Source organism: Gordonia polyisoprenivorans, from assembly GCF_017654315.1.
Classification (GTDB): domain Bacteria; phylum Actinomycetota; class Actinomycetes; order Mycobacteriales; family Mycobacteriaceae; genus Gordonia; species Gordonia polyisoprenivorans_A.
The window spans coordinates 4,264,423-4,290,481 of record NZ_CP072203.1; the positions used below are offsets into that span (position 1 = coordinate 4,264,423).

Annotated in this window: 24 protein-coding genes; 4 read left to right on the top strand and 20 right to left on the bottom strand. The window is 67.0% G+C overall.

The features are described from left to right. Positions 1 to 10 precede the first annotated feature (10 nt). Together dnaG and J6U32_RS19245 are read right to left on the bottom strand one after the other, a co-directional pair. A complete protein-coding gene (gene dnaG / locus J6U32_RS19240; RefSeq protein ID WP_208791715.1) occupies positions 11 to 1,927 on the bottom strand; it encodes a DNA primase in 1,917 nt (638 codons plus the stop codon). Positions 1,928 to 1,994: 67 nt separating this feature from the next. Next, positions 1,995 to 3,284 (bottom strand): PE-PPE domain-containing protein, encoded by a 1,290-nt coding sequence (locus J6U32_RS19245; protein WP_208796215.1) that lies wholly within the window; start codon positions 3,282 to 3,284, stop codon positions 1,995 to 1,997. 331 nt (positions 3,285 to 3,615) lie between these two features. On the opposite strand from J6U32_RS19245, the gene J6U32_RS19250 reads away from it, so the two are divergent. Continuing rightward, complete coding sequence (locus tag J6U32_RS19250) at positions 3,616 to 5,883, top strand: glycoside hydrolase family 3 C-terminal domain-containing protein (protein ID WP_208791716.1); 2,268 nt, start codon at positions 3,616 to 3,618, stop codon at positions 5,881 to 5,883. A gap of 42 nt (positions 5,884 to 5,925) precedes the next feature. Here J6U32_RS19250 and J6U32_RS19255 read toward each other — a convergent pair whose 3' ends face one another. The 4 genes from J6U32_RS19255 to J6U32_RS19270 form a co-directional block, all read right to left on the bottom strand. Beyond that, entirely contained in the window at positions 5,926 to 7,248 is a 1,323-nt protein-coding gene (locus J6U32_RS19255) for a deoxyguanosinetriphosphate triphosphohydrolase (RefSeq protein WP_425324073.1), read from the bottom strand. Next, positions 7,241 to 7,744 (bottom strand): cold-shock protein, encoded by a 504-nt coding sequence (locus J6U32_RS19260; RefSeq protein WP_208791717.1) that lies wholly within the window; start codon positions 7,742 to 7,744, stop codon positions 7,241 to 7,243. Before J6U32_RS19260 ends, J6U32_RS19255 begins: the two co-directional genes overlap by 8 nt. Before the next feature lie 116 nt (positions 7,745 to 7,860). Continuing rightward, a complete protein-coding gene (locus tag J6U32_RS19265) occupies positions 7,861 to 9,261 on the bottom strand; it encodes a glycine--tRNA ligase (RefSeq protein WP_208791718.1) in 1,401 nt (466 codons plus the stop codon). A 142-nt stretch (positions 9,262 to 9,403) separates the two neighbouring features. Beyond that, positions 9,404 to 10,186 (bottom strand): oxygenase MpaB family protein, encoded by a 783-nt coding sequence (locus tag J6U32_RS19270; protein ID WP_208791719.1) that lies wholly within the window; start codon positions 10,184 to 10,186, stop codon positions 9,404 to 9,406. A gap of 129 nt (positions 10,187 to 10,315) precedes the next feature. Between J6U32_RS19270 and J6U32_RS19275 the strand changes: the two genes are divergently transcribed. Next, positions 10,316 to 10,744 (top strand): ArsR/SmtB family transcription factor, encoded by a 429-nt coding sequence (locus J6U32_RS19275; RefSeq protein ID WP_208796217.1) that lies wholly within the window; start codon positions 10,316 to 10,318, stop codon positions 10,742 to 10,744. After that, on the top strand, positions 10,741 to 11,184 hold the full coding sequence (locus tag J6U32_RS19280) for a Fur family transcriptional regulator (protein ID WP_208791720.1): 444 nt from the start codon (positions 10,741 to 10,743) through the stop codon (positions 11,182 to 11,184). The genes J6U32_RS19275 and J6U32_RS19280 overlap by 4 nt, the downstream gene beginning before the upstream one ends. On the opposite strand, the gene J6U32_RS19285 is transcribed toward J6U32_RS19280, so the two are convergent. The 13 genes from J6U32_RS19285 to hrcA form a co-directional block, all read right to left on the bottom strand. Further along, complete coding sequence (locus J6U32_RS19285; RefSeq protein ID WP_208791721.1) at positions 11,157 to 11,570, bottom strand: hypothetical protein; 414 nt, start codon at positions 11,568 to 11,570, stop codon at positions 11,157 to 11,159. The two genes, J6U32_RS19280 and J6U32_RS19285, sit on opposite strands and share 28 nt — an antisense overlap. After that, on the bottom strand, positions 11,567 to 12,388 hold the full coding sequence (locus J6U32_RS19290; protein ID WP_208791722.1) for an isoprenyl transferase: 822 nt from the start codon (positions 12,386 to 12,388) through the stop codon (positions 11,567 to 11,569). The genes J6U32_RS19285 and J6U32_RS19290 overlap by 4 nt, the downstream gene beginning before the upstream one ends. After that, positions 12,369 to 13,160, bottom strand: coding sequence for a DNA repair protein RecO (gene recO / locus J6U32_RS19295; protein WP_208791723.1), 792 nt, complete (start codon positions 13,158 to 13,160; stop codon positions 12,369 to 12,371). The genes J6U32_RS19290 and recO overlap by 20 nt, the downstream gene beginning before the upstream one ends. 12 nt (positions 13,161 to 13,172) lie before the next feature. Then, a complete protein-coding gene (locus tag J6U32_RS19300; RefSeq protein WP_208791724.1) occupies positions 13,173 to 14,687 on the bottom strand; it encodes a YhgE/Pip domain-containing protein in 1,515 nt (504 codons plus the stop codon). Positions 14,688 to 14,743: 56 nt separating this feature from the next. Continuing rightward, the gene (gene era, locus J6U32_RS19305) at positions 14,744 to 15,655 is read right to left on the bottom strand and encodes a GTPase Era (RefSeq protein WP_208791725.1); all 912 of its coding nucleotides are present in this window, start codon (positions 15,653 to 15,655) and stop codon (positions 14,744 to 14,746) included. Continuing rightward, positions 15,652 to 16,011 carry a cytidine deaminase gene (locus J6U32_RS19310; RefSeq protein ID WP_208791726.1) on the bottom strand — a complete coding sequence of 120 codons (360 nt, stop codon included), beginning with the start codon at positions 16,009 to 16,011 and terminating at the stop codon, positions 15,652 to 15,654. The genes era and J6U32_RS19310 overlap by 4 nt, the downstream gene beginning before the upstream one ends. Beyond that, on the bottom strand, positions 16,008 to 17,429 hold the full coding sequence (locus J6U32_RS19315) for a hemolysin family protein (protein ID WP_208791727.1): 1,422 nt from the start codon (positions 17,427 to 17,429) through the stop codon (positions 16,008 to 16,010). The genes J6U32_RS19310 and J6U32_RS19315 overlap by 4 nt, the downstream gene beginning before the upstream one ends. Next, entirely contained in the window at positions 17,426 to 18,028 is a 603-nt protein-coding gene (gene ybeY, locus J6U32_RS19320) for an rRNA maturation RNase YbeY (protein WP_208791728.1), read from the bottom strand. The genes J6U32_RS19315 and ybeY overlap by 4 nt, the downstream gene beginning before the upstream one ends. After that, the gene (locus J6U32_RS19325) at positions 18,025 to 20,199 is read right to left on the bottom strand and encodes a PhoH family protein (protein ID WP_208791729.1); all 2,175 of its coding nucleotides are present in this window, start codon (positions 20,197 to 20,199) and stop codon (positions 18,025 to 18,027) included. The genes ybeY and J6U32_RS19325 overlap by 4 nt, the downstream gene beginning before the upstream one ends. Positions 20,200 to 20,329: 130 nt before the next feature. After that, the gene (locus J6U32_RS19330; RefSeq protein WP_208791730.1) at positions 20,330 to 21,100 is read right to left on the bottom strand and encodes an alpha/beta hydrolase family protein; all 771 of its coding nucleotides are present in this window, start codon (positions 21,098 to 21,100) and stop codon (positions 20,330 to 20,332) included. Between the two features lie 34 nt (positions 21,101 to 21,134). Then, entirely contained in the window at positions 21,135 to 21,884 is a 750-nt protein-coding gene (locus J6U32_RS19335; RefSeq protein ID WP_208791731.1) for a 16S rRNA (uracil(1498)-N(3))-methyltransferase, read from the bottom strand. A 10-nt stretch (positions 21,885 to 21,894) separates the two neighbouring features. Then, positions 21,895 to 23,052, bottom strand: a complete 1,158-nt coding sequence (gene dnaJ / locus J6U32_RS19340; protein ID WP_208791732.1) for a molecular chaperone DnaJ — start codon at positions 23,050 to 23,052, stop codon at positions 21,895 to 21,897. 138 nt (positions 23,053 to 23,190) lie between these two features. Beyond that, positions 23,191 to 24,225 carry a heat-inducible transcriptional repressor HrcA gene (hrcA, locus tag J6U32_RS19345; protein WP_208791733.1) on the bottom strand — a complete coding sequence of 345 codons (1,035 nt, stop codon included), beginning with the start codon at positions 24,223 to 24,225 and terminating at the stop codon, positions 23,191 to 23,193. Positions 24,226 to 24,381: 156 nt separating this feature from the next. Here hrcA and J6U32_RS19350 point away from each other — a divergent pair, with 156 nt between their 5' ends. Then, positions 24,382 to 24,843, top strand: coding sequence for a type II toxin-antitoxin system VapB family antitoxin (locus tag J6U32_RS19350; RefSeq protein WP_208796218.1), 462 nt, complete (start codon positions 24,382 to 24,384; stop codon positions 24,841 to 24,843). Between the two features lie 24 nt (positions 24,844 to 24,867). Here J6U32_RS19350 and J6U32_RS19355 read toward each other — a convergent pair whose 3' ends face one another. Further along, the gene (locus tag J6U32_RS19355; protein ID WP_208791734.1) at positions 24,868 to 25,905 is read right to left on the bottom strand and encodes an aliphatic amidase; all 1,038 of its coding nucleotides are present in this window, start codon (positions 25,903 to 25,905) and stop codon (positions 24,868 to 24,870) included. Positions 25,906 to 26,059: the final 154 nt, after the last annotated feature.

Sequence of the window (26,059 nt, forward strand, 5' to 3'; positions counted from 1 at the left end):
CCCCGACGGGTCAGAAGACGCCCTGGGTGGGGTCGACGGCCTGCTCGAGCAGACTCCGGCGATAGGCCTCGAGTGCGACGAGATCACCGAAGACGGCGTTGTACGCATCGGGGTCCTCGCTGGGCGCCATCCGCCGCAGGCGTGACTTGATGTCGGCGATCTGCGCACCGACCCACACCTCCTGCAAGCGTGCGAGCACACTGTTGACGTATCGCGGGATGTTGTCCTCGGACACACTCATCGGTTCCACCGCGAGTTCGGTGACCATCGGCGAGAGCACCGGGTCGTCGACCGCGTGGTTCACCGCGTCCACCCACTGCGCGCCACCCATGCCCGACGACGTGCCGCCGAGGTCGGCCATCGCCTCGCGCAAACGCGTGTAGGTCGGCTCGGTGAAGCACTCGGACGGAAGCGAATCGAACACCGTCCCGGCGATCGCCGGATACTGCAGCGCCGCCTTCAACGCCTCACGTTGCGGCCAGAGCCGCGGGTCGTCGGGTCGGGGACGCGCCGATCCCGGGTCCTTGGCCGCCTCGGGGCGGTCGCGTCGCATGCCGGGTGCCCCGGACGTCTGCGCGCGGCCGGTGGCGCGGTTGTGCCGGGCGGCTTCCTCACGGACCCGCGCGAGCACCTGCGGTACCTCTTCCCAACCCACCCAGCCGGCGAGTTGACGCGCGTACTCGTCGCGCAGGGCAACGTCTTTGATGCGCGCCACCACCGGCACCGCTTCCCGCAGCGCATGGACCCTGCCCTCGGCGGTGTCGAGGTCATGAGCGGCGATCAGTGTTTTGATCGCGAACTGGAACATCGGGATGCGACGGGCGATCAGATCGCGCACCGCGGCCTCGCCACGCTCCTGCCGAAGTTCACACGGATCCATGCCGTCGGGGGCGATCGCCACGAAGGTCTGTCCGGAGATCGACTGCTCTCCTTCGAAAGCCTTGAGCGCGGCCGCTTTTCCGGCGTCGTCGCCGTCGAAGGTGTAGATCACCTCACCACGGAAATACGAGTCGTCCATCATCAACCTGCGCACCAGCGCGAGATGGTCCTCACCGAAGGCCGTCCCGCACGACGCGACCGCCGTGGTCACACCCGACAGATGCATCGCCATGACGTCGGTGTAGCCCTCGACGATGACCACCTGATGACCCTTGGCGATGTTCTTCTTCGCCAGATCCAGACCGAAGAGCACCTGAGACTTCTTGTACAGCATGGTTTCCGGGGTGTTCATGTACTTGCCGAGGTTGTCGTCGTCGAAGAGTTTGCGCGCTCCGAAGCCGATGATGTCGCCGCCGAGATTGCGGATCGGCCACAACAACCGGCGATGGAACCGGTCGATCGGCCCCTTACGCCCTTCTTTCGACAGGCCCGCCTCGCGGAGCTCGTCGAAATCGAAGCCCTGCCCGAGCAGGTGTTTGGTCATCGTGTCCCAGCCGGCCGGGGCATACCCGCAGCCGAACTGCGCCGCCGCGGCCGCGTCGAAATTGCGTTCGGTCAGATAGTCGCGGGCGATCTGTGCCTCGGGTGAGCGCAGTTGGTCGACGTAGAACTTGTGTGCCGCGGCATTCGCGGCGGCCAGTCGGGCACGGGTGCCGCGATCACGCGCGACACTCGGTCCGCCGCCCTCGTAGTGGATCTGATAGCCGATCCGGTCGGCGAGTTGCTCGACGGCCTCGACGAAGCCGATGTGTTCCTGCTTCTGCAGAAAGCTGTAGACGTCGCCGCCCTCACCGCATCCGAAACAGTGGAAATGACCGTGCACCGGGCGGACGTGGAACGACGGGGTCTTCTCATCGTGAAAGGGACACAGGCCCTTGAGACGATCGGGACCGGCCTGCCGCAACGCCACGTACTCGCCGATGATGTCCTCGATGCGCGTCTGCTCACGAATTGCCGTGATGTCGCGATCGGGGATTCGGCCTGCCACTTCGACCAGTGTAGTGACCGCGACCGGGGTGACCGCGACCGACGTGACCGGCGAGGAGGAACCGCCCTCAATTCCCCGAATCGGCCTTCGCCGGAGTCGACGCGCCTGACGCGCCTGACGCGGCCGAGTCGGGCTGTGCGCGATCGCTCGTCGCTGCTGTCGAGGATGCCGTTGATGACGGGGTCGACGACGATGCTGTCGTCGACGGCGAGATCGCCGGCGGCGCAGTGGCCGGGGATGTCGCGGTGGTGGGCGTCGGAGTGGTCGCCGTCGTTGCGGCGGGCTTCACAGGCGTCACGGGTGCTGAACTCGACGGAGCCACCTCCGGGATCGGCGCGGTCGTGGAAGTGGTCGCGGGGGTGACCGCCACCGCGAGCCGGGACTCCGGCGCAGGAGACTCCGCCGCAGCGGTCACAGTGGCAGCGGTCGCCGTCGAGACCGTCGACGCTGCCCGGGCCTGTGACGCAGACGCTGCCGCGGTGTAGGCATTCGCTGCCGCCTGGGTCGACGGTCGCGTGTAGGCGCTGTCGACGATCGGTTTCCATTGCGCGTTGAGTTCATCGGCGACCGAGGTCAGCCCGAGCCAGCGCAGCGGGTCGAGTAGCGGCAGATTCGCGGTCGGCGCCATCACATAGGTGATATTCCCGTCGGTCCAGGTGATGTCATTCGGATCATCGGGATCCATCGAGAAATACGCGGTGGGATGAATGAACAGCATCCCGGCGAGGGCATTCGCGACGGCAAGCGGATTCGGGTCGGAGGGCCAATCGGCCCAGCCGTCGTATTGTTTCCAGAATTCCGTAACGCGATAGGGCGTGGTGGTCGGCACCTTCGGCAACCACCAGGGGCCATACGTGTTTTCGGGATCGCCCACGAGAAGGAACGACGTGGTCGCCGGCGGAGCGTAGGAATGGGCATCGGCACTGAGGTTGCGCAACCAGAATCCGGCGATCTGCGCGCCTTGCGAATATGCGAAAACCACAATCGGTTGGTGTGCGTCGGCACCGTCGGTGCCGTTGGCCCGCAGAGTGGCATCCAGGGAATCCGCCCCGAGCGAGATGGGCCCGAATTCGCCTGGAACACCGAACAAGTGCGAAGAGTCCGGCGACGCCAAGGTCGGCACCTGCTGACACGCTGCACCGGCCGCGGCGCACCGTCCTTGAAAGAGCAATGCCATCGCGTCGATCAGATTGAAATCCAATGGCTCGATGGTGTAGATCTTTGTGCCGGACCCCGGCGACGGGAATACCGATGCGCGCGCCGTGGCGTTCGGAAACGCCGGTGCGAACACCGCGGGAACAACGAGCATGGCGCAGGCAATGATCATTCCGAGCAGGCCGCGCCGAACATGCACCATCACGGGTGTCCTTTCGTGGCCCCCGTCGAGATGAGTGGATTCTCACCTTCCCCAAGGACGCCCTCATAGTGATGCTTTGAGCATAGAAAACGCTTGTTACCACGTACAGATGGTTTTCGGTAAAGGCCCCAACGATATTGTTGTGGAAACGCCGAGTTGTACGACGGCCCGTTGTCAATGCGGCACAATCGGTCACACCATCACGCATTTCCGGCATCGGACCGCCCGCCGAGCGGCCCATCAATGCTCTCGGTTGCGGCTACGGTCGAGGGTGAGCGGTCGCCTCCCGCGCTCCGCCCCGACCCATCAGAGTCCGCAGAGGAGTTCTCCCGTGACACAGCAGCCGGACGGTGCCCTCTGGAGCGCCGCGGAGCAGGCTCGCCTGACCAGCGGACACGATTTCTGGACCACCGAGTCCGTCGCCGACGTGCCGTCGATCCTGATGACCGACGGACCTCATGGTCTGCGCAAACAAGACGGTGCGACCGATCATCTGGGAGTCTCCGGCAGTGTGCCCGCGACGTGTTTTCCGCCGGCGGTCGGCGTGGCACAGACGTGGAGCCCTGCCTTGGCGCGGCGCGTCGGCACCGCCATCGCCGACGAGGCACGCGCCCACGGCGTCGGTGTGGTGCTCGGGCCGGGGGTCAACCTGAAGCGGTCGGTGCGCGGTGGCCGCAACTTCGAGTACTTCTCCGAGGATCCTCATCTCACCGCCGAGCTCGGCGGCGCGTGGGTGCACGGTCTGCAGGCTCGCGGCGTCGGCGCGTCCCTGAAGCATTTCGCGGTCAACAACCAGGAGACCGACCGGATGCGCATCAGCGCCGACGTCGACGAGCGCACCCTCCACGAGCTGTATCTGCGCGCGTTTCGGACGATCGTCATCCGGGAGCAGCCGTGGACGGTGATGTGCTCCTACAACCGGATCAATGGCGTCCACGCCTCCCAACATCGGGAGTTACTCACCGAGATCCTGCGCGATCAATGGGGTTTCGCCGGTGCGGTGATCAGTGACTGGGGCGCGGTCGCCGATCGGGTTGCTTCGCTGGCCGCGGGTCTGGATCTGACCATGCCCTCCCCCGGGCCCGACGCCGATGCCGCGGTGGTCGATGCGGTCGCCGACGGCCGCCTCGCACCCGAGGCGTTGACGTCGGCAGCCGACCGGGTCGCCGCGCTCGCACGCACCGCGACCGCGCACGCCCCGACCACACCCGAAACCGCCGATCTCGACGCGCATCACGCTGTGGCACGCGAGGTCGCCGGTCGCGCAATCGTGTTGTTGCGCAACGACGACGACCTCTTGCCCCTCACCCCGACCGCGGATCTGGCCGTCATCGGCGAACTCGCAACGCACCCGCGATATCAGGGTGGCGGATCATCGCATGTGCACGCCACCCGCGTTGATGTCCCTCTCGAGGAGATCCGCGCCCGCGCCGGGGCTGGTGTCGGATTCGCCGCCGGCTACCGCCTCGGTGGCGAGACCGACGCCGACGGCACGTTGCTCGCAGAGGCGGTGTCGGTGGCTCGATCCGCGTCGACGGTGGTGCTGTTCCTGGGATTGGCCGACGAGCAGGAATCCGAGGGATTCGATCGGGCCGACATCGAGTTGCCGCCTGCCCAACTCGCCCTGGCCGAGGCGATCGTCGCAGCCAATCGGCGCACCGTGATCGTCCTGGCCCATGGCGGGGTGCTCCGGCTGTCGTCATTGACGGCGCCGGCGCTCCTCGACGGTGCACTACTCGGCCAGGCGGTGGGCGCCGCGATCGCCGACGTACTGTTCGGCGACGTCAATCCCTCGGGCCGGCTGGCCGAGACGGTTCCCGAGCGGCTCTCCGATACCCCCGATCATCTGTCGTTCCCCGGCGAATCCGGGCACGTGCTCTACGGTGAGGGTCCGTTCATCGGCTACCGCTGGTACGACGCACGTGAGTTACCGGTGACGTTTCCCTTCGGACACGGCTTGTCCTACACCACCTTCGAGTACCGGGACCTCGAGGTACACACCACAGACGACGGCGGCCTGCGAGTGGCGGCGACGATCACCAACACCGGCGCACGGGCCGGTCGTGAGGTGGTACAGGTGTATCTCGGCGCGGCCAACTCCGCGCCGGCGACCGGGCCGACCCCCGTGACCATGCCGACCCCGGTGACGGCGCTGCGTGAACTCAAGGCCTTCACCGACGTCGACCTCGATCCGGGCCGCAGCACCCGGGTCGAGGTGACGGTGACGGCCGACGACCTGTCCCGATGGGACCTGCGGACGCACGCGTTCGTGGTCCGGTCCGGACGGTACACGGTGTCGGTGGGCGCCTCCAGCCGTGACATCCGGCTCACCGCCGAGGTCGATGTCGTCGGTGACGACACCACCGGTGACCTCACCCTGGAATCCAGCATCGCCGAGGTGCTGGCCGATCCGGTTGCCGCCGAGGCGATGACGCAGATCGCCGGCGCCCTGACCGATGGCGCCGACACCGGCGAGGGTATGGACCTGGTGACGATCATGGGCTCGGTACCGGTGGGCCGGCTCGTCGACTTCTCCGCCGGGGCCCTGCCCCGAGAGGTGTTGCAGGACATACTGGATCGGGCCAACGCCACCCACTGAGCCACTGCGCGCACGGACATCCGCGGCGCAACACCCGAGCATTCAGCCCAGATGCGCCTGCGCGCCCGAGTTCTGCTTGTCCATCCGTTCGAGCCTGCCCTCGGTCATCGACGCGATCTGGTCGACGATGACCCGTTTGCGGGCGGCATCATCGGCGGCGTGTTCCCAACTGGGGACGAACACCGGGTCGAGACCTCCGGGAGCCGCAGCGCTGAGCCACTCGCCGACGCGGTGGATGCGTTCACGCTGCCGGGCCTGATGGGTCTTGTGCCGCACGTTGGAGAAGATGAACCGCAGCGCAAGGGTTTTCAGGATCGCCACCTCGGCAGCGATCAACGGCGGTACCGCAAGATCGGCGTCGTACCGCGACAGCGAACGTCCACCCACCACCTCGCGGGTGCCGGTGATCGCCGCCGAGGCGAACCGGCCGATGAGTTCGCTGGTGAGTCGCTTGAGCCGGACCGATGCGTCCAGACTGCCGTCGAACACCCCGACCGCGCGCACGATCTCCATGCGCGAGAGTCGTTGTGCGGCATCGATCAACGGCTCCGGTTCGAGACCAGGGAACTCCTTGATCCCGATGTCGGCGAGGGTGCGTTGGTCGTCGGGATCGGCGAGGGTGCGCAGATCGATCCGGTTGGCGATGACACCGTCCTCGAGGTCGTGAACCGAGTAGGCGACGTCGTCGGACCAATCCATCACCTGCGCCTCGATGCACTGCCGATCGCCCGGCGCCCCGCGTCGGACCCAGTCCAATGCCGCGGCGTCGTCGGCGTAGGCGCCGAACTTCACGTTCGGCGGCCGCCGGGTCCACGGATACTTCAGGGTCGCATCGAGCGAGGCGCGGGTCAGATTGAGCCCGGCACTGCGGCCCTGATCGTCGAGCAATTTCGGTTCGAGCCGGGTGAGGATTCGCAGATTCTGTGCGTTGCCCTCGAATCCACCGATGTCGGAAGCGAATTCGTTGAGTGCACGCTCACCGTTGTGCCCGTACGGGGGATGGCCGATGTCGTGGGCGAGGCCCGCCAACTCCACCAGGTCGGGTTCGCAGCCGAGGCCGATCGCGATCCCACGGCCGATCTGTCCGACCTCGAGCGAATGGGTCAGACGGGTACGTGGCGTGTCACCCTCGCGCGGGCCGACGACCTGGGTCTTGTCGGCGAGACGTCGCAACGCAGCAGAATGCAGTACGCGCGCACGGTCGCGCGCGTACTCACTGCGGTGGTCGGTCCGGGTTCCGGGCAGGCTCGCGACCTTGGCACCTTCCGGCACCATCCGCTCGGTGGCCTCGTCGCCGTAGAACGCCGTCGGGGGAATCCCGGGCTGGGAAACCCCGGACCGTCCCGTCGGAGGGTGGTCAGTCAAGCACCCAGCCCCGGGCGACGGCGAAGTCGGTGATCCGGCTGCGGATCGCCACGATCTGCGCGGCCGTGAGGTCGTCGGAGGAATCGAGCAGCAGTTCGGTCACCTCTTCGGTGAACGCGGCGGCATCCAACGATCCGCCCCCACCGGCGCGCGGACGGCGCGGACGGTCCCGATCGCCGCCGTGCGAACGACCGTGGTCATCGCGGCGATGGTCGTCACGTCGGTGATCATCGCGTCGGTGATCGTCACGGCGCGGCGGCCGTCCTCCGCCGGACTCGTCGGCCGGGGCGGCCTCGGTGACCGCGACGTTGATCGCCTTGGAACCGCGGTCGGTCTCTTCGACGTCGAAGGAGACCTTGGCGCCCGGCTTCAGGTCGTTCTCGTCGATGTCGATGTCATTGATGTGCAAGAACACATCTGCCCCACCGGATTCCGGGGCCAAGAACCCGAACCCACGGTTCGCGTCGTAATGGACGACCTTGCCACTGACTGCCACGATTCCACTCACTCTCTGCTGATCGCTGCGGCGGACCCCATGCCCGAACCTCGCGACTCCGTCCCCAATTGTGACAGACAGCCGCAGGTCAGGCCCAATCGAAAGCGGTTCGCCGATCAGGAGCCGAGGAGTTTGCCACCCAGGTACTCGGCCACCTTGTCCAGGGCGACCCGCTCCTGGCTCATGGTGTCGCGCTCGCGGATGGTGACCGCGTGATCGTCGAGGGTGTCGAAGTCCACGGTCACGCAGAACGGTGTGCCGATCTCGTCCTGGCGGCGATAACGCTTGCCGATGCCCTGCGCATCGTCGAATTCGACGTTCCAGTTCTTGCGCAACTCGGTGGCGAGATCCTTGGCCTTCGGCGAGAGTTTCTCGTTGCGCGAGAGCGGCAGCACGGCCACCTTGACCGGGGCCAGACGGCGGTCGAGGCGCAGCACCGTGCGGGTGTCGGTGCCGCCCTTGGCATTCGGCACCTCCTCCTCGGTGAGTGCGTCGCACAGGAAGGCCATCACCGAGCGGGTCAGGCCGGCCGCCGGCTCGATGACGAACGGCGTGTAGCGCTCGCCGGAAGCCTGGTCGAAGAACGACAGGTCCTCCCCCGACGCCTTCGAATGGGTGGAGAGATCGAAGTCGGTGCGGTTGGCGACACCCTCGAGTTCACCCCACGGGTTACCGGAGAAACCGAACTTGTACTCGACGTCGACGGTGCGCTTGGAATAGTGCGAGAGCTTCTCCTGCGCGTGCTCGTAGAGCCGCAGGTTCTCCGGATCGATCCCGAGGTCGACGTACCAGTTGAATCGCTGGTCGATCCAGTACTGATGCCACTGCTCGTCCTCGCCGGGCTTGACGAAGAACTCCATCTCCATCTGCTCGAACTCTCGGGTGCGGAAGATGAAGTTGCCGGGGGTGATCTCGTTGCGGAAGCTCTTGCCGATCTGGGCGATGCCGAACGGCGGCTTCTTCCGGGACGTCGTCATGACGTTCTTGAAATTGACGAAGATGCCCTGCGCGGTCTCCGGTCGGAGATAGTGCAGCCCCTCCTCGTCGTCGACCGGACCGAGGTAGGTCTTCATCAGACCGCTGAATGCCTTGGGCTCGGTCCACTTTCCGGGCTGGCCGGTCTCGGGGTCGTTGATGTCGGCGAGACCGTTCTCCGGCGGGTGGCCGTGTTTGATCTCGTAGGCCTCGATGAGGTGATCGGCCCGATACCGCTTGTGGGTGTAGAGCGATTCGACCAGCGGGTCGGTGAACACCTCGACGTGACCGGAGGCCTCCCACACCTGCCGTGGCAGGATCACCGACGAATCGAGGCCCACCACGTCGTCCCGGGAGGTGACCATGGTGCGCCACCACTGCCGCTTGATGTTCTCCTTGAGCTCCACGCCGAGCGGCCCGTAGTCCCACGCCGAGCGCGTTCCACCGTAGATCTCACCACTCGGGTAGACCAGACCGCGCCGCTTGGCGAGGTTGACGACGGCTTCGACTTTGGACGGGGCGGCGGCCACGATGAATCGCACTCCACAGACGTTGGGACAGGGTCACGCCACCGGCACCTTCGATGACGGCAACCCCTACAGGGTAGCCGTCGATCACACGCGGAGAATAATCGCAGATCCGCCCGACCGTCCCGCCCCGACGACGACCACCCGACAGCCCGGCTCACACCAGCGGCCGGCCCAGGCGATGCCGTATCCGCGTGTCCCAGAGCAAGAGCCGGAATCCCAACTGGGAGCGCCATCGCGGCAGGCGACGTTCCGCGGCGACGCAGCGCGCGATGTACCCGTCGAACCAGCGCTGGTCGTCGGCGGTCCAGTCCACGCGCAGGGCGGTCCGGAATGCCGGCGGCAAATAACCGATCGTGCGCCGGTACTTGACCGGGCCGTAGCGGCGTTGCACCCACCGTGGCGCATACCCGAAGCGGGCGATCGACAGGAGGAACTCGCGGACCTCGTCGCTGATCGAGATCTCGGCGACCCGCCGGTCCCAGTACTCGTCGAAGACGTCGCGGTCGGCGGGCCAGCTCTCGGCAGGCATCTGCAAGGTGGTGCCGCACACCATTCCCTGCCGGTAGAACTCGTCGCGCAGGTCACCGGCGAGCGGCCCGTACACCCGCTCGTAGATGTCCTCGAGACCGACGTAGAGACATGCCGCGACCCACAACTGCAGTTGCGGGTTCATGGCGTTGTACTCGACCGGACTGTCCGGTGTGGACCGGACCTGCGCGTGCTGGCCGTTGACCGGGTGCCGATCGAGCCGCCCGTTCTCGACGGTGCTGCGCGCGACGCCGTAGCCGACCGCGGGATCGGCGAGTTGCATGATCACGTTCGCGGTGCTCATGGTGTTGCCCATCGACATCAAGGACCGGGCGAACAGGCCCGCATCGAGTGCGTCGAGTTCTGCGCGTGACATCGTCGCGCGATGCGGATCGTTCTCGTCGGCCATCCCGAAACCCTCTCGTCCGCGCAACCGCACCCATTCTGGAAACGTACGTATCCAGACTAGCGGACGTCTCCCCGGCACACCGAAGCAGCCGCAGAACGCTCAGCCCAAATGACAACGACTTCCCATAAGATGGTGGACATGGACACCCACCGACCCTGCGACGCCCTCTCCGGGCGCACCGACGCACAGGCCCGTGAGGCCGCCAGCGACCTGCTCCGTGCGCTGGCCGCGCCGACCCGGATCGCCATCGTGTTGTCCCTGCAGGAGAGCGCGAAATGCGTTCACGAACTCGTCGGCGGACTCGGGCTGAGTCAGCCTCTCGTCAGCCAGCATCTCCGGGTCCTCAAGGACGCCGGCGTGGTGCGCGGGCACCGCAACGGGCGCGAGATCATGTACGAACTCATCGACGACCACCTCGCGCACATCGTGACCGACGCCCTGGTCCATGCCACCGAATCGTCGGTCGAGACCGAAGCGGCCGACGAGACCGAAGCGGCCGGGGCCGTCGGTACCCCGGCCGATCCGGTGGTCGAGGACCGGACCGGAGCCGCGTCGTGAGCAGCCGATCGGCCGCGGGACCGGTCACCGGCATCCGCTCCACCCGGCAGCGCGCGGCCATCGCCGACGCCCTGGCCGACAGTGAGGACTTCCGGTCCGCGCAAGAACTGCACGAGCAGCTCAAGGCGCGCGGCGAGTCGATCGGCCTGACCACGGTCTACCGCAATCTGCAGGCGTTGTCGCAGTCGGGACAGATCGACGCGCTGTGGGACGGAACGGGTGAGACCCGCTATCGCAACTGCTCGTCGGGTCACCACCACCATCTGGTCTGCCGTGACTGCGGGACCACCGTGGAGGTCCAGGCCGACCCGGTCGAGCGCTGGGCCGCGAAGGTCGCCGAGGAACACGGATTCACCGACATCCACCACACCGTCGAGGTCTTCGGGCGGTGCGCGCAATGCCAGGCCCGTCGTCAGGAGATGGCGCCGCCCACCAGATGACCGGCGACGTCGGCGCCGGTCACCAGCACCAGATGCAGCATGGTCAACAGCGCCATGTCAGTGAGGTCACCGATCGGAAACGTGTAGTAGAGCAACACGTCCGTGGTCACGCCCTCCGGGTCGCTGCGTCGCAGACTGCCGAAACTGAGCTTCGCGTCGTGGGTTTCGACGTCGTCGCGTAGTTCCGGGGTGTTGGGCAGATTCACGGCGATCAGTTGCGTGACACTGAGGACCTCGAGGTTCTCGGCGATGTCGACCGCGCGGATCGAGGCGCGGGTGCGTCCCACCCGGACGACCACCGAGTCGGCGTCACCGCCCACCACGTCACCGACCTCGGTGAGCAACCCGCGTACGCGCGCAACCGATGTCGCGTCGTCGTCGGTCATGTGGGTCTGACCCCGCCGAAGCGTCGGTCGCGTGAGGCGTATTCGAGACACGCCGCCCACAGGTCGCGGCGATCGAAATCGGGAAAGAGCTTCTCCTGGTACACCATTTCGGCGTAGGCCGACTGCCAGAGCAAGAAGTTGGAGATGCGCTGCTCGCCGGAGGGACGCAAGAACAGGTCGACGTCGGGCATGTCCGGCTCATCGAGGTATCGCGCAAAGGACGACTCGGTGATCCGTTCCGGGTCGATCTCGCCGGCCGCCGCTCGCCGCGCGATTTCCTTTGCGGCGTCCGCGATCTCGGCACGTCCACCGTAGTTGACGCACATGGTCAGCGTCATCACGTCGTTGTCCTTGGTCAGTTCCTCGGCGACCTCGAGTTCCTTGATGACGCTGCGCCACAACCGCGGCCGTCGTCCCGCCCAGCGCACGCGCACCCCCATCTCGTGCATCTCGTCACGCCGACGTCGGATCACATCACGGTTGAACCCCATCAGGAACCGGACCTCGTCAGGACTACGCGACCAGTTCTCGGTCGAGAACGCGTACGCCGACAACCACTTCACACCGATCTCGATACATCCGCACACGGTGTCCATCAGCACGGCCTCGCCGCGCTTGTGCCCCTCCGTGCGGGGTAGGCCGCGGTCGGTGGCCCACCGTCCGTTGCCGTCCATCACCAGGGCGACGTGATTGGGGACGAACTCCGGAGGCAGATTCGGTGGGGTGGCACCACTGGGATGGGGATCGGGCGGGCGGATGAGCGTACGTGCCCGGTGCGTGGTCTGCTTCTTGGCGGAGCTACCCGGCCGCAACGCCATCTTCGACTCCTCTCACGCCTGACTCGATCACCCTATGAGGAGCGGCGCGCTCGATCAGCGGCAGGGTACGCAGCTGCCGTTCCAGGTGCCATTGCAGATGCGCGGCGGTCAGTCCGCTGGCCTGGCGACGCAGCGAATCGGAGGCGTCGGTGGTGTGTTCCCACTGGCCGCGGAACAGCGCATCCATCAGGTCGAGCACTCCCGGGGAGGGGGTCGCCGCGCCCGGCGGCCGGCAGTGCAGACACACCGCTCCCCCGGCGGAGACGTGAAACGCACGGTGCGGGCCGGGGGTGGCGCATCGTGCGCACAACTCCAGCGCAGGCATCCAGCCCGCACAATGCATGGCCCGCAACAGGAATGCATCGAGGATGAGCTGACGTGGGCGACGATCCTCGGCGAGCGCCTCGAGCGCCCCGACGGTCAGTCGCTGCAACTGGGTGGCCGGTGCACGCTCCTCGCCGGCGAGTCGTTCGGCGGTCTCGAGCACCGCGCACGCGGTGGTGTAGCGCCCGTAGTCGGCGACGATGGCGTCGGAGAAGGCGTGCAGACTGTGCACCTGCGTGACGACATCGAGGTTGCGGCCCGGATAGAGATGGATGTCGACGTGGGCGAACGGTTCGAGGCGTCCACCGAACTTGGACCGGGTGCGGCGCACCCCCTTGGCCACCGCGCGCACGAGCCCGTGGTCGGCGGTCAGCAACGTGATGATCCGATCGGCCTCGCCGAGCTTGTGCTGGCGCAGCACGACAGCCTCATCACGGTAGAACCTCACCGGGTCATTCTGTCACCGATCAACGACAGAGCCCGGCGGTGACACCCCGGCATCGGCAACTCCCACCGGCGAGTGGTGCGGCGACGGTGTGGTGATGGTGGGCATGCCGGTCTTGTCCATGGCCTTCGCCAGCCGCTCGGGCAGACGCATCCCACCGGGATAACGATGCCAACCCTTGCGGTCGTAGAAGGTGGTGCCCAGCCAGCCGAGCAGCGCACCGACGACGAGCCCGATCACCATCTGGATCACCGATCGTCCCAGCCCGGCGTCCCAGTCGGCGTCGAAGTACAGGACCGCCCGCACACCCAGGTACACCAGGTGCATCGGTTCCACCGCGGCGATCCAGGAGAACAGCCGCGGGCTGGCCTCCAGCGGCACCGTCCCACCGGAGGACGGCAGTCCGAGGATGACGAAGAAGATTAGATTGAGGATGAGTCCGGCGTTGCCGAAGACCGCCATCATCGAACTCGCCGACACCCCGACCGCGAAGATCGCGAGCACCGAGACCATCCACAGCGTGAACGCGTTGGGCAGGGAGGTCCCGACCGCGGTGCACACGCCGATGTACATGGCCGACTGGATCACGGCCACCAGCGCCATGATCGTCCATTTGGCGGCCAGGGTGCCCCATCGCGAGATCGCCAACCGGACCCGCAGTTGGTAGAACGGGCCGTACTCGATCGGGGTCTGGCCGAGCATGCCGTCGACCACGATGCTCACCATCATCGCGCCGGTGAACCCCGCCAGGATCAGCAACAGCGTGAAATAGAAGGCGGACAAGCCGTTTCCGGAGCCATCGGGCAGCGGTGTCGCCTCGACGACGTCGACCTTGACCGGCTGCCACAGGGCGAGTTGCGCCGCCCCGGAGAACGCGACGTTCGCCTTGGCCAGCTGGGCGCGCACGGTGTCGGTGAGTTGTTGACCCATCTGCGCGTTGACCTGCTCGGAGATCCGGTCGGCGAAGGTCGTGGTGACCGCCGAGGCGAAGGTTCCCGACCCGCGGTTGATGTAGACGTCGATGGTGACCGGCTCCGGCCGCGCCTGCAGCACGGTGGCCTTGCCCAGTGCGAGAACGGAATCGGAGAAGTTGGCGCCGAGTGCCACCACGCCGTAGACCTTGCCGCCGTTGAGCTCGTTGAGTGCGGTGACCCGGTCGGTGCGGTGCACGGCGATACCGGATTTGGCGGCGTTGGTGATGATGCCGTCGGCGACCTGCTTGCCGTAGTCGACCTGCGTGGTGGTGCCGTTGCCGTTGTCGAGGCTGCCGCCACTGTCCTCGTCGACGATCGCGACCGGGAAGTTGTGCAGATTCTTCTCCGGATCGGCGATGGCGCCCATGTAGAGGGCGGCCATGAACGACATCACGACCACCACCAACAGCAGCGGGAGCAGCCAGAACCGTGGCGAGCCCAGAACCCCGGAGATCGTGGTGGTGACCCGGACGTCACGCTGCGGACGTTCATGCTCGCCCGGACGAGCCAGTTCCTCCCCCTCGGGGACGTGCCCGGTCACCTCATGCCTGCCCATCGCCACCCCTCCGGTCTGCGGTGCGGGCCCACCTCACCCACACCGGCTGCGGTGTCCTAGAAGCCCATGCGGCGCAACTGCTTTGGGTCGCGCTGCCAATCCTTGGCCACCTTCACGTGCAGGTCAAGGTACACCTTGACACCCAGCAGTGCCTCGATCTGGCGTCGTGCCGTGGTGCCCACCGCCTTGAGGCGGCCACCCTTGTGGCCGATGATGATGCCCTTCTGACTGTCCCGCTCGACGTAGAGGATCGCGTGGACATCGACCATCGGCGCCTGCTCGGGTGCCCGATCCTCGCGCGGGATGATCTCCTCGATGACCACCGCGAGCGAATGCGGCAACTCGTCGTGGACACCCTCGAGTGCGGCCTCGCGGATGAACTCGGCCATCAGGACCTGTTCGGGCTCGTCGGTGAGTTCTCCGTCGGGATAGAACGCCGGCCCGGGCTCCATCAACGACACCAGCACATCGGTCAACACGTCGACCTGTGCACCCGAGGTCGCCGAGACGGGGACCACTTCCGATGTGGGGCCGAGCAGTTCGGAGAGTGCGAGCAGCTGCGCGGCGACCTGCTCGGGCCCGACACGATCGATCTTGGTGACGATGCCGAGCACCGTGGTCCCCGGCGCCATCTGGCGGACCTGCGAGACGATCCACCGGTCGCCCGGGCCGATCCGCTCGTCGGCCGGGATGCAGACACCGATGACGTCGACCTCGGAATAGGTGTCGCGGACCAGATCGTTGAGTCGCTGACCGAGCAGCGTGCGCGGCCGGTGCAGCCCCGGGGTGTCGACGAGGATCAGCTGCGCATCGGGCCGATTCACGATTCCGCGGATGGTGTGGCGGGTGGTCTGCGGCCGATTGGAGGTGATCGCGATCTTCTCCCCCACCAGCGCATTCGTCAGGGTCGACTTGCCGGTATTCGGCCGGCCGACGAAACACACGAAGCCCGAACGGAATTCGGTCATGAGATACCGTCCGCCCCAGAGCCGGCGCGGACCCGGTCGAGCACCGCACCCGCGGCATCGGTGACCACCAGCAACGCATCCGGGCTGATCTCGGCGAGCGTCGCACGTCCCGGATCGTCGACACCACCGCCGACGATCACCGCGGCCTCGAAGGACTCGGCGCCACTCGACAGCGCGGTGGCCACCGCGACCTGCAGCGCCGACAGTTCCAGCGAGGCGGTCCGCACATCGGCACCGGCATAGGTTCGGCCGTCCCCCTCGCGGATCGCCGCACCCGACGGCGACTGCGCCCGACCACGTGCGCCGCGGGCGAGAACCACCAGCTTGGCGTCCTCGTCACCCATTGGCTCGCTCACATGGCCTCCTTCTGCTGGGCGTCCCGGCGCTCAGCGTATTCGCCGTTGCGACGCGAGCGTTCACCACCCCGCGAGCCGGTGCGCCTGCCCGACGCGTCGTTGCGCTCGTCGTCTCGGGCATCGAGCGGATCCCGCTCGGCCTCGGGCTCCTCGACCTGCTCGACGAGCACGGTCGTGATGCGCTGGCGGCCTTGCCGATTCGGTCCGCCTTCGGCCACCAATTGCAAGCCGTGACTGGCGACGCGCGCGCCCGGCAGCGGGACCCGACCGAGTTCGAGACCGACGAGCCCGCCGACCGTCTCGACCTCGTCGTCATCGATGTCGATGTCGAACAGTTCGCCGAGATCCTCCACCGGCAGTCGTGCCGAGACGCGAAAGCGCCCGTCGCCGAGGTCTTCCACGGGGGCGACCTCACCGGTGTCGTACTCGTCGGCGATCTCCCCGACGATCTCCTCGAGGACGTCCTCGATGGTGACCAGTCCGGCGATCCCGCCGTATTCGTCGACGAGCAATGCCATGTGGTTGTGGGTGCGCCGCATGTCCTCCAGAACCCGGTCCAGCGGCTTGGAGTCGGGGATGAACTCCGCCGGACGCATCACCGCCGAAACTCCCACTGTCCGGGCGTCCTCGCCGCCCATCGACCGCTCCACGAGATCCTTCAGATACACCACCCCGAGGATGTCGTCGGGATTCTCCCCGATCACCGGGATACGCGAATGCCCGCTGCGCACAGCCAGACTCGTCGCCTGCGCGGCGCTCTTGTCACTCTCGATCCAGATCATCTCCGGCCTGGGCACCATCACCTCACGGGCATTGGTGTCGCCGAGCTCGAAGACCGACTGGATCATGCGGCGTTCGTCGGCAGCGACCACGCCGCTCGCCTCGGCGAGGTCGACGACCTCGCGGAGCTCGACCTCGGTGGCGAACGGTCCGTTGCGGAATCCCTTGCCCGGCGTGACCGCGTTACCGATGAGGATCAGCAACCGGGTCAGCGGCGTGAGGATCACGCCGAGGATCTGCAGGACCGCCGCCGAGGCCAGGGCGATGGTGTAGGCGTGCTGACGACCGAGCGTGCGCGGGCCGACCCCGGCCGCCACATACGACACCACCGCCATCCCCGCGATGGCGACGGTCAGTCCCCACCCGATGCCCAGTTCGGACACGGCGATCACCGCGACCAACGCGACGGCGGCGGTTTCACACACCACCCGCAACAACACCGCGAGACCGACATAGGTCGCGCGGGCGGCGAGCACCCGCATGAGCCGCACCGCACCCGCGCGCCGCTCCTTGACCATGTCCTCGACCCGGGCGATCGACACGGTCGAGACCGCGGTGTCCACCGCGGCGAACACACCACTGAGGACGACGAGAACGACGGCGCACAGCGCGAACCACAGATAGGCGGCGCCGGTCACTGCTCCGTCGAGCCCGCGGGCCGCTGCTGCGCGGAGCCCTCGTCACCTCCCGGGAATTCGGGGAACGGGGAGTCGGTGAACCCGATGTTGGTCAGCAGACGGGTGTCCCGATCGGCCTGGCGTTGCTGCTGTGCTTCACGGTGCCGCTGTGCGTAGAACTCCTCGAGCAGACGGTTCTGCAGGCCGAACATCTCCTTCTCTTCCTCGGGTTCGGCGTGGTCGTAGCCGAGCAGATGCAGGACGCCGTGGATGGTGAGCATCGCGAGTTCGTGCTCGAGTGAGCGCCGGGCCTCGCGGGCCTGTTTGGCCGCGAATTCGGGGCAGAGCACGATGTCGCCGAGGATGGCGGGGCCCGGTTCGGCGGCGTCGGGCCGCCCGCCGGGCACCAATTCGTCCATCGGGAAGCTCATCACGTCGGTGGGACCAGGCAGGTCCATCCATTGCACGTGCATGTCGGCCATCGTCGGCTCGTCGACGCAGAGCACCGAGAGTTCGGCCCCGGGATGGACGTCCATCGCCTCGGTCGCGAATCGTGCTGCGGCGAGCACCAATTCGGCGGGGACGTCGACGCCGGATTCGTTGGCGAATTCGATGCTCATGAGCGCCGTCCCTGACTTGCCGAGCGCCGCGCGGCGCGATTGGGGCCACCGATGCGATCCGAGTCACGTAATCGCGGGTTGTCCCGCGCCGCCTCCTCGGCCCGCCCGTAGGCGTCGACGATGTCGGCGACGAGCCGGTGCCGGACCACGTCCTGACTGGTCAGGGTGGCGAAGTGGATGTCGTCGATGCCATCGAGGATGCGGGTGGCGGCCATCAGTCCGCTCTGCGCACCGCCGGGCAGGTCGACCTGCGTGGTGTCGCCGGTGACCACCACCTTCGACCCGAAACCCAGCCGGGTCAGGAACATCTTCATCTGCTCGCCGGTGGTGTTCTGCGCCTCGTCGAGGATGATGAAGGCGTCATTGAGCGTGTTGTGGGTCAGCAGGAAGTCCTCGGTGACATAGAGCGAATCCTCCGCCGCCACCCGGATGCAGACGGCTTCGTCGGTACCCACCGATTCGATGCTCTCGATGTAGCGCTTGGGCGGCTTGGCCGTGGTCGCACCATATTTCTGCGCCTTGCGTGTCATCCGGAACGGAGCGAGCCCATCCGGGAGACGAATGTCGAGGACGTGGGCGTCGTGTCGGTACAACACCTCTCGACCCCGTGCTTTACCAGGGGGCCGTCCCTGCGCGACGCGGGTTCGTCCGTAGACGACGCCGCCCAGCGATCGCACCAGGAACATCACGTCATCGCGCAGCTGGTCCGAGACTGTCACGTACTGCACACGGCAGGACCGGCCGGTCTGGGTCACGGGGCCGCCATCGGTGTCCAGAAGACCCTGCAGCACTGCCAATCGGACGTCGGACGAGTTGAGAAGGTACTGCTTCGGTACGAACTTCGTAGGGGACTTGGTGCCCCACAATCCGAGTTCGCGCATGGCGTGGGTGACCGGGTTCTCGATAGTGATCGGCTCACCGGGAGTGGTGATCCGGTTGAGGACGTAGTCGACGTCGGATCGCTGCCGTGCGCGAATACCCGGCACGGCCATGACCAGCGCATCGACCAGCTCTCGGTCGGCTGTCGTGAACGATGGCGTGGCCATCCCCGCCATGCAGCCGTCACCCAGCATCAGACCGAGCGCATAGGGGTCGAGCGGCACCGGTTGGCGAGGAAACTCGGCAGCGCCACTCAAGAGCGGCACCTCGAACCGGTGATAGTGCGCCGCCCGGAGATTTCCGATCATCTCCTTCGTCTCGAGTACCCGCGGGCCGGTGCCGCGACGACGGTCGTCTCGCGTGTACACCGACCACAGGTGATCGGTGGAGCAGAGGGTGGACGCACCGTCCTGAGTGGTGACCCGCACGATGTCCTTGAACCCCTGCGGGTAGACGCCGAGGACCTCGGTCGGCGAGCCGTTCGAGCCGATGACGTGGTCGCCGACCTCGATGTCACCGATCGGACGAAAGCCCTGTGGCGTGAGGACCCTGGTCGACACCGGCTGCGCCCGGCCACGCATATATGCCAGTGGCGCCACCTCGATCACCCCGGCGGCCATGAGCTTGGGGATCGACTCGGGGTCCATCATGTCGTGCAGTGCGTCATAAAGCGGACGCAGATACGGGTCGATTTTCTCGCTGAGTGTGCCGGGTAGAAAGCCCAGTCGCTCACCGGCTTCCACCGCGGGCCTGGTGAGAATGATGCGGTTCACGCTCTTGGATTGCAGTGCCTGCACCGCCTTGGCCATCGCCAGATAGGTCTTGCCGGTACCGGCCGGGCCCAGACCGAACACGATGGTGTTGGCGTCGATGGCGTCGACGTAGCGCTTCTGGTTGAGCGTCTTGGGCCGGATGGTCTTTCCGCGGCGGGAGAGGATGTCGAGGGACAGGACGTCGGCGGGTGATTCGGTGGCGCCCTCGGACAGCATCGACACGCTGTGGCGGACGAGATCCGGGGTCAGCGGAGTGCCGCGACCGACGAGGTCCACGAGCTCACCCATGACGCGCTCGGCGGCGGCGACGTCGGCGCCACGGCCACGCAGCGTGATCTGGTTGCCGCGGACGTGGATGTCGGCCGGCAGGAGTTGCTCGAGCGTGCGCAGATTGACATCGCTGGTGCCGAGCAGCCCGAACACCACCTCGGGAGGGACATCGATGGTGGAGGTGACCACAGGTCCGGCCCCTGCGGCGCCTCGCGCCGGCGCGCGGCCGTCGGGGTTGTCGTCACTCACGTATCAGATCACTCCTGGAGTTCGGGGGGCGCCGTGCGGCGATGTGCGGTCAAGTCTATCCCTGCCCAACGGGCGATCCGCGATCGAATATTCCGTTCGCCGCACCTTCGCGCTCCTCGGGCCCGGGGCTCTACAGTCCCAGCGCCCGGATCGTCTGCCGATTGCACACGCTGCGCGGATCGACGAACGCGTCATGCCCCTCCTCGGGCACGACGATCAGTTCGGCGGACTGGCCGCGCGCGCATACCGTGCTGACATAGCGGCGGCTGAGCTCCACCGGAATGGCGGTGTCGCGGTCGCCGTGGATGACCACGACGTGCGCGTCGAACGGATCCTGCTCGATGGGAGACGCGGCCCGATAGCGCTGCGCGGCCTGTGCGTAGGGACGGCCGATCAACGCCTGCACCGACTCTCGGCCTGCCTGTCCCGCGGCCACGAGATCCAGGGCCGCCGACTGGGCGACAACGATGGTGATGCGGGTGTTCGCGGTCTGTGCCCGCAGCTGCGCGGTGGCCCACACCGCAAGCTGACCACCGGCCGAATGTCCCACGACCGCAACCGAATTCCAGTCGACGCGGTCAGCGACGGCTGCGGGCAGGGCGTCCCGGACCGGCCCGTCGAGCGCGTTGATCGCGGCGACGACGTCACGGCCGGTGTTCGGCCATCCTCCGCCGTCCTCCCCCACGCGCCGGTACTCGATGTTCCAGACCAACGCGCCACGTTCGCCGTACTGCCGGGCGATCGCCGACTCGATGGTCAGCGAGAACTCGGTGGTCCAGTAGCCGCCGTGGATCAGCACGATCGGCCGCATCGTGGCGGGGAGATCGGCCTCCTCGGCAGCGTGATAGATGTGCCCGAACTGCGAGTTCGCCTCGCCGTAGGCGATCGCGGTCCGGTGCACCGCACAGCGCCTCATCGGTGCCGCCGATCGCGTCTCATCGGGTCCACCGATCGGTGAGGACGCCGAGCGCGCCGAGGGCGACCGACGCGGCCGTCGAGGTCCGCAACACCTCCGGCCCCAGGATCACCGAGTGAGCGCCGAGCGCGGTGAGGTCGGCGATCTCGCTGTCGTCCAGACCGCCCTCGGGCCCGACCACCAGCATGATCTCGCGTGCCTGCGCCAGCGGCAGGGTCCGCAGCGACACCGCAGCGGCCTCGTGCAGTACCGCGACCACACCACCGGCGGCGATCACCTCGGCGGCGTGGGCGCGCACGTCGATCGTGGAGGCGAGGTCGGTGACCTCCGGAATCCACGGGCGCCGACTCTGTTTGGCGGCCGCCGAGGCCGCGGCCCGCCATTTGGCAACACCCTTGTCGGCCTTGCCCGCCCAGCGGGCGACGCACCGTGCCGATTGCCACGGCACGATCCGGTCGACACCGGCCTCGGTGGCGAGGTCGACGGCCAGCTCCGAGCGCTCGGATTTCGGCAACGCCTGCACCAGGGTCACCGACGGCCGCGGCCGGTCGGTGAACACGAACCGGTGGGCGAGCGCCGACAGCGCATCCTTGCCCTCGACCGCGGTCACCTCGCAGTTGGCGACCGACCCGGCACCGTCACCGAGCAGCAGGGGCTCCCCCGGCCGCAGCCGCGCCACGGTCACCGCGTGGCGGCCTTCCGGCCCGGAGAGCAGGGTGGTGGTGCCGGCCGGCGGGACCTCGTCGACCCAGAACAGGGGCGGGCTCACGTTCGGCCGATCAGCGTCCCGCGAAGGCGTTGCGCAGCCGGGAGAACAATCCGCCCGGGGCCGCGGCCGCCGAGGTCGTCACCAGGTCGATGGAGTCGTCGGAGGCCTCGCGGAAGGCCTTCAGTGCCTCGGTCTGCGCGGCGGTCAGCTTGGCCGGAACCGCCACATCGAGATGGACGTGGAGGGTGCCGCGTGCACCCGTGTTCACGTGCGGCATGCCCTGGCCACGCAGTTTGACGACCTGCCCGGGCTGGGTGCCCGGCTCGATGGTGACGGTCGCGAGATCGCCGAGGATCGTCGGGACCTCGAAGCTACCGCCGAGCGCGGCGTCGGCGATCGGTACCCGCAGCGTGCAATGCAGGTCGTCCTTGTCGCGGATGAACACCTCGTGCGGGCGTTCGCTGACCTCGACGTAGAGATCTCCGGCCGGTCCGCCGCCCGGACCCACCTCACCTTGGCCGGCCAACCGGACCCGCATGCCGCTCTCGATGCCTGCCGGGATGCGCACGGTCATCGTGCGGCGCGAACGCACCCGTCCCTGGCCGCCGCACTTGTGGCACGGATCGGGGATGATCTCGCCGGTGCCGTGGCAGGTGGGGCATTCGCGCACCGTCATGACCTGACCGAGCAGAGAACGCTGGACCGCCTGGATCTCGCCGGCACCCTTACAGGTGTCGCAGCTGATCGGCTTGGAGTCGCCGTTGGTTCCCGACCCGTGACACACATCGCAGAGGATCGCGGTGTCGACGGTGATTTCCTTGTTCACCCCGGAGGCGCACTCCTCCAGGTCGAGCTCGACGGCGACGAGGGCGGGCTCACCCGGCTGCACGCGCGAGCGCGGCCCGCGGCTACCACCGAAAGTACTGCCGAACCCACCGCCGGAGCCGAAGAACGCCTCGAACACGTCGCCGAGGCCGCCGCCGCCGAAATTTCCGCCGAATCCACCTGCCCCCGGACCGCCGAGCGGATCGCCGCCGGCGTCGACGATGCGTCGTTTCTCCGGGTCGCTGAGCACCTCGTAGGCGGTCGTGACCTCCTTGAAGCGCTCCTCTTCTCCCGGGTTGACGTCGGGATGCAATTTGCGGGCCATCTGGCGGTAGGCCCGCTTGATCTCCTGGTCGGTCGCGCTCTTGGCGACGCCCAGGATTCCGTAGTAGTCAGTTGCCACGGTTGTCTCGGTCCTTCGTTCTCACAGCTCACGTATGGCTCCGGGGATACCCTTACGGAGCCGGTGCATCGTTTACCTCACCGAACGCGACGCCGGCCGCGTCCATTTCCTCTCGACCGGCTCTGCGCCACCTTCAGGTCAGCGCTCGGCGAGCACCTCGCCCACATACTTGGCAACGGCTGCCACCGACGCGATGGTTCCCGGGTAGTCCATGCGGGTGGGCCCGACGACCCCGACCCCGCCGAACACGGTGCCCGAAGCACCGTACCCCGTCGACACGACCGAGGTGCCACGCAGGTTCTCGGTCTGCGTCTCCTCCCCGATCTGCACCGTCACCCGGCCCATCCGCTGACTCGTCGCCAGCAGCTTCAGGACGACGACCTGCTCCTCGAGAGCCTCGAGGACCGAATCCATCCCGCCGTTGACCGGGGCGAAATCGGCGGCCGCACGTGCGAGATTCGACGTGCCGGTCACCACCACCCGGTCCTCGCCCCGTTCGACGAGGGTCTCGACCAACACGGTCGCGACGTTCACGGTCGCGTCCCGCAAATCGGCCGGTGCGTTGTTGGCCAATTCGGCCACCGACGCCGACGCCTCCTCGAGTCGCTTGCCGTGCAGCGCCGCGGAGAACATGTCCCGCAGCCGGACGATCTCGTCCTCGTCGAGGTCTTGGGAGAGCGCGACCATACGCTGTTCGACGCGACCGGTATCGGTGATCACGATCAGCAGCAGCCGCGACGGCGACACGGTGATCACCTCGAGGTGACGCACCGTCGCGGTGGACAGCACCGGATACTGGATGACCGCGACCTGACGGGTGAGCTGGGCCAGCAGCCGCACCGACCGGCGCAGGACGTCGTCGAGATCGACCCCCGAATCGAGTACCGAGAGGATCGCGCGACGCTCGGCCGACGACAGCGGTTTGACCTCGCTGATGCGGTCGACGAACATCCGGTACCCCTTGTCGGTGGGGATTCGTCCCGAACTCGTGTGGGGTTGCGCGATGTAACCCTCGGCCTCGAGTACCGCCATGTCATTGCGAACCGTGGCACTGGAGACGCCGAGCTGATGCCGTTCGACGAGTGCCTTGGAACCGATCGGTTCCTGCGTGGAAACGAAGTCGGTGACGATGGCACGAAGAATCTCGAACCGCCGATCATCGGTGGTCGACACAGGCCAGACCTCCTCTCGAACCCGCCCTCTGCCCTACAGTAGGTGGGTTCATTCTACGAAACACCGCCCACGAAGTACGGGTGCACGTGTTCGACCGGCGAGGCGCCGACGATCTCCGCCGCCCCGGCGAACGCCGCCCACGACAGGAAGGTCGCGATGATCTTCAAAGGCGTCCGGGAGGGCAAACCGTATCCCGACCACGCGTTGACCCATCGCGGATGGGCCAAGATCCCGCCTCGGCAGTTCCGTCTCGACGAGCTGATCACGGTGACCACGGTGCTGGCCCTGGACAAGTTGCTCAGCGAGGATTCCACGTTCTACGGGGATCTGTTCTCCCACGTGGTGCGCTACGAGGGAAACCTCTACCTCGAGGACGGTCTGCACCGGGCGGTCCGATCGGCGCTGCGCAACCGCACGGTCATCCACGCCCGGATGCTCGATCTCGACGCGCTCGATCTGCGACCGGGGGCGCCGCCGCTCGACGAGCAACTCGGCACCGAGACCGACGAACTCCCCGCCGTCGGGGCCGCCCCGCCGCCCGGGGAGTCCCCGGCCGGCGGGGTGCACCGACGCGCGGCCCGCAGTACCGGCTGGACCCCGCCACCGCAGCGCTGGTGAACCCGACGCCGGCCGGTCGCGCCCTCAGGCGTCCATGGTCTTCTCGGTCGGCAGGTCGTAGACCGGACAATCGGCCACACCGATCGTCTCCCGGGTGATCGCCTCGACCGCCTTCTGGGTGGCCTCGGCGTCGGTGACCCAATTGCGATAGAAATCGAACGGGCACTCCGCGATTCCCTTGTCACCATCCCCACCGGCATACACCCCGGTATAACCCCGGTGCAGCAGCTTGAACAAATGATTCTGCGACTGATCATTGGCCCGCGCATCCCGAATCGTCGACAACGACAACTGCGCGTACTGCACCCCGTAATCCTCCTCACCACACTCACCCAAGGTGCGCCCATCGAAACCGATGATCGCGCTGTGCCCGAAATACGAGTACACACCATCGAATCCGGTCGCATTCGCCACCGCCACATAACAATTGTTCGCCCACGCCATCGCCTTGGCCATCAACACCTGCTGATCCTTGGCCGGATACATGTAGCCCTGCGGCCGCACGATCAACTCGGCCCCCTTCATCGCGCAATCACGCCAGATCTCCGGATAATTACCGTCATCGCAGATGATCAACGACACCTTGAGACCCTTCGGCCCGTCGGTCACATACGTCTGCTCCCCCGGATACCAGCCCTCGATCGGAGTCCAGGGCAAGATCTTGCGATACTTCTGCACGATCTCCCCCGCATCATTGATCAACACCAGCGTGTTGTACGGCGGCTTGTTCGGATGATCCTCATGCCGCTCCCCGGTCAACGAGAACACCCCCCACGTCCGGGCCTGACGACACGCCGCGGCAAAGATGTCGGTCTCCTCCCCGGGAATCACCGCCGCCGTGTTGAACATCTCCGCGTTGTCATACATGATGCCCATCGTCGAATACTCCGGGAACACAACCAGATCCATCCCCGGCAAACCCGCCTTCATCCCCACCACCATCTCGGCGATCCGACGGGCGTTGTCCAACACCTCAGCCCTCGAGTGCAGCCTGGGCATCTTGTAGTTCACCACCGCCACCCCGACGGTGTCCGGACTCGATGAGATATCGCCATGTCGCATGAAACGCCTCCTGAGAATGGCCAGGCACCCACGTCGCCCAGCGAGTTATTGCTTCCGTATGGAAGTGATACCACGGCGATCTGCCCTCGCGCTCCGCGAAGTCCCGAGATTTATGGTTTCATTCGGAATCATTACGTGACGTTCACACAAGGAG

Bases quoted from the DNA above. Each gene is read 5' to 3' on its own strand.
- J6U32_RS19285 (WP_208791721.1), bottom strand. From the start codon at position 11,570: ATGACCGACGACGACGCGACATCGGTTGCGCGCGTACGCGGGTTGCTC.
- ybeY (WP_208791728.1), bottom strand. From the start codon at position 18,028: ATGAGCATCGAATTCGCCAACGAATCCGGCGTCGACGTCCCCGCCGAA.
- J6U32_RS19245 (WP_208796215.1), bottom strand. From the start codon at position 3,284: ATGGTGCATGTTCGGCGCGGCCTGCTCGGAATGATCATTGCCTGCGCC.
- J6U32_RS19350 (WP_208796218.1), top strand. From the start codon at position 24,382: ATGATCTTCAAAGGCGTCCGGGAGGGCAAACCGTATCCCGACCACGCG.
- J6U32_RS19275 (WP_208796217.1), top strand. From the start codon at position 10,316: ATGGTGGACATGGACACCCACCGACCCTGCGACGCCCTCTCCGGGCGC.
- J6U32_RS19270 (WP_208791719.1), bottom strand. From the start codon at position 10,186: ATGGCCGACGAGAACGATCCGCATCGCGCGACGATGTCACGCGCAGAA.
- J6U32_RS19355 (WP_208791734.1), bottom strand. From the start codon at position 25,905: ATGCGACATGGCGATATCTCATCGAGTCCGGACACCGTCGGGGTGGCG.
- J6U32_RS19300 (WP_208791724.1), bottom strand. From the start codon at position 14,687: ATGGGCAGGCATGAGGTGACCGGGCACGTCCCCGAGGGGGAGGAACTG.
- era (WP_208791725.1), bottom strand. From the start codon at position 15,655: ATGACCGAATTCCGTTCGGGCTTCGTGTGTTTCGTCGGCCGGCCGAAT.
- J6U32_RS19290 (WP_208791722.1), bottom strand. From the start codon at position 12,388: ATGGCGTTGCGGCCGGGTAGCTCCGCCAAGAAGCAGACCACGCACCGG.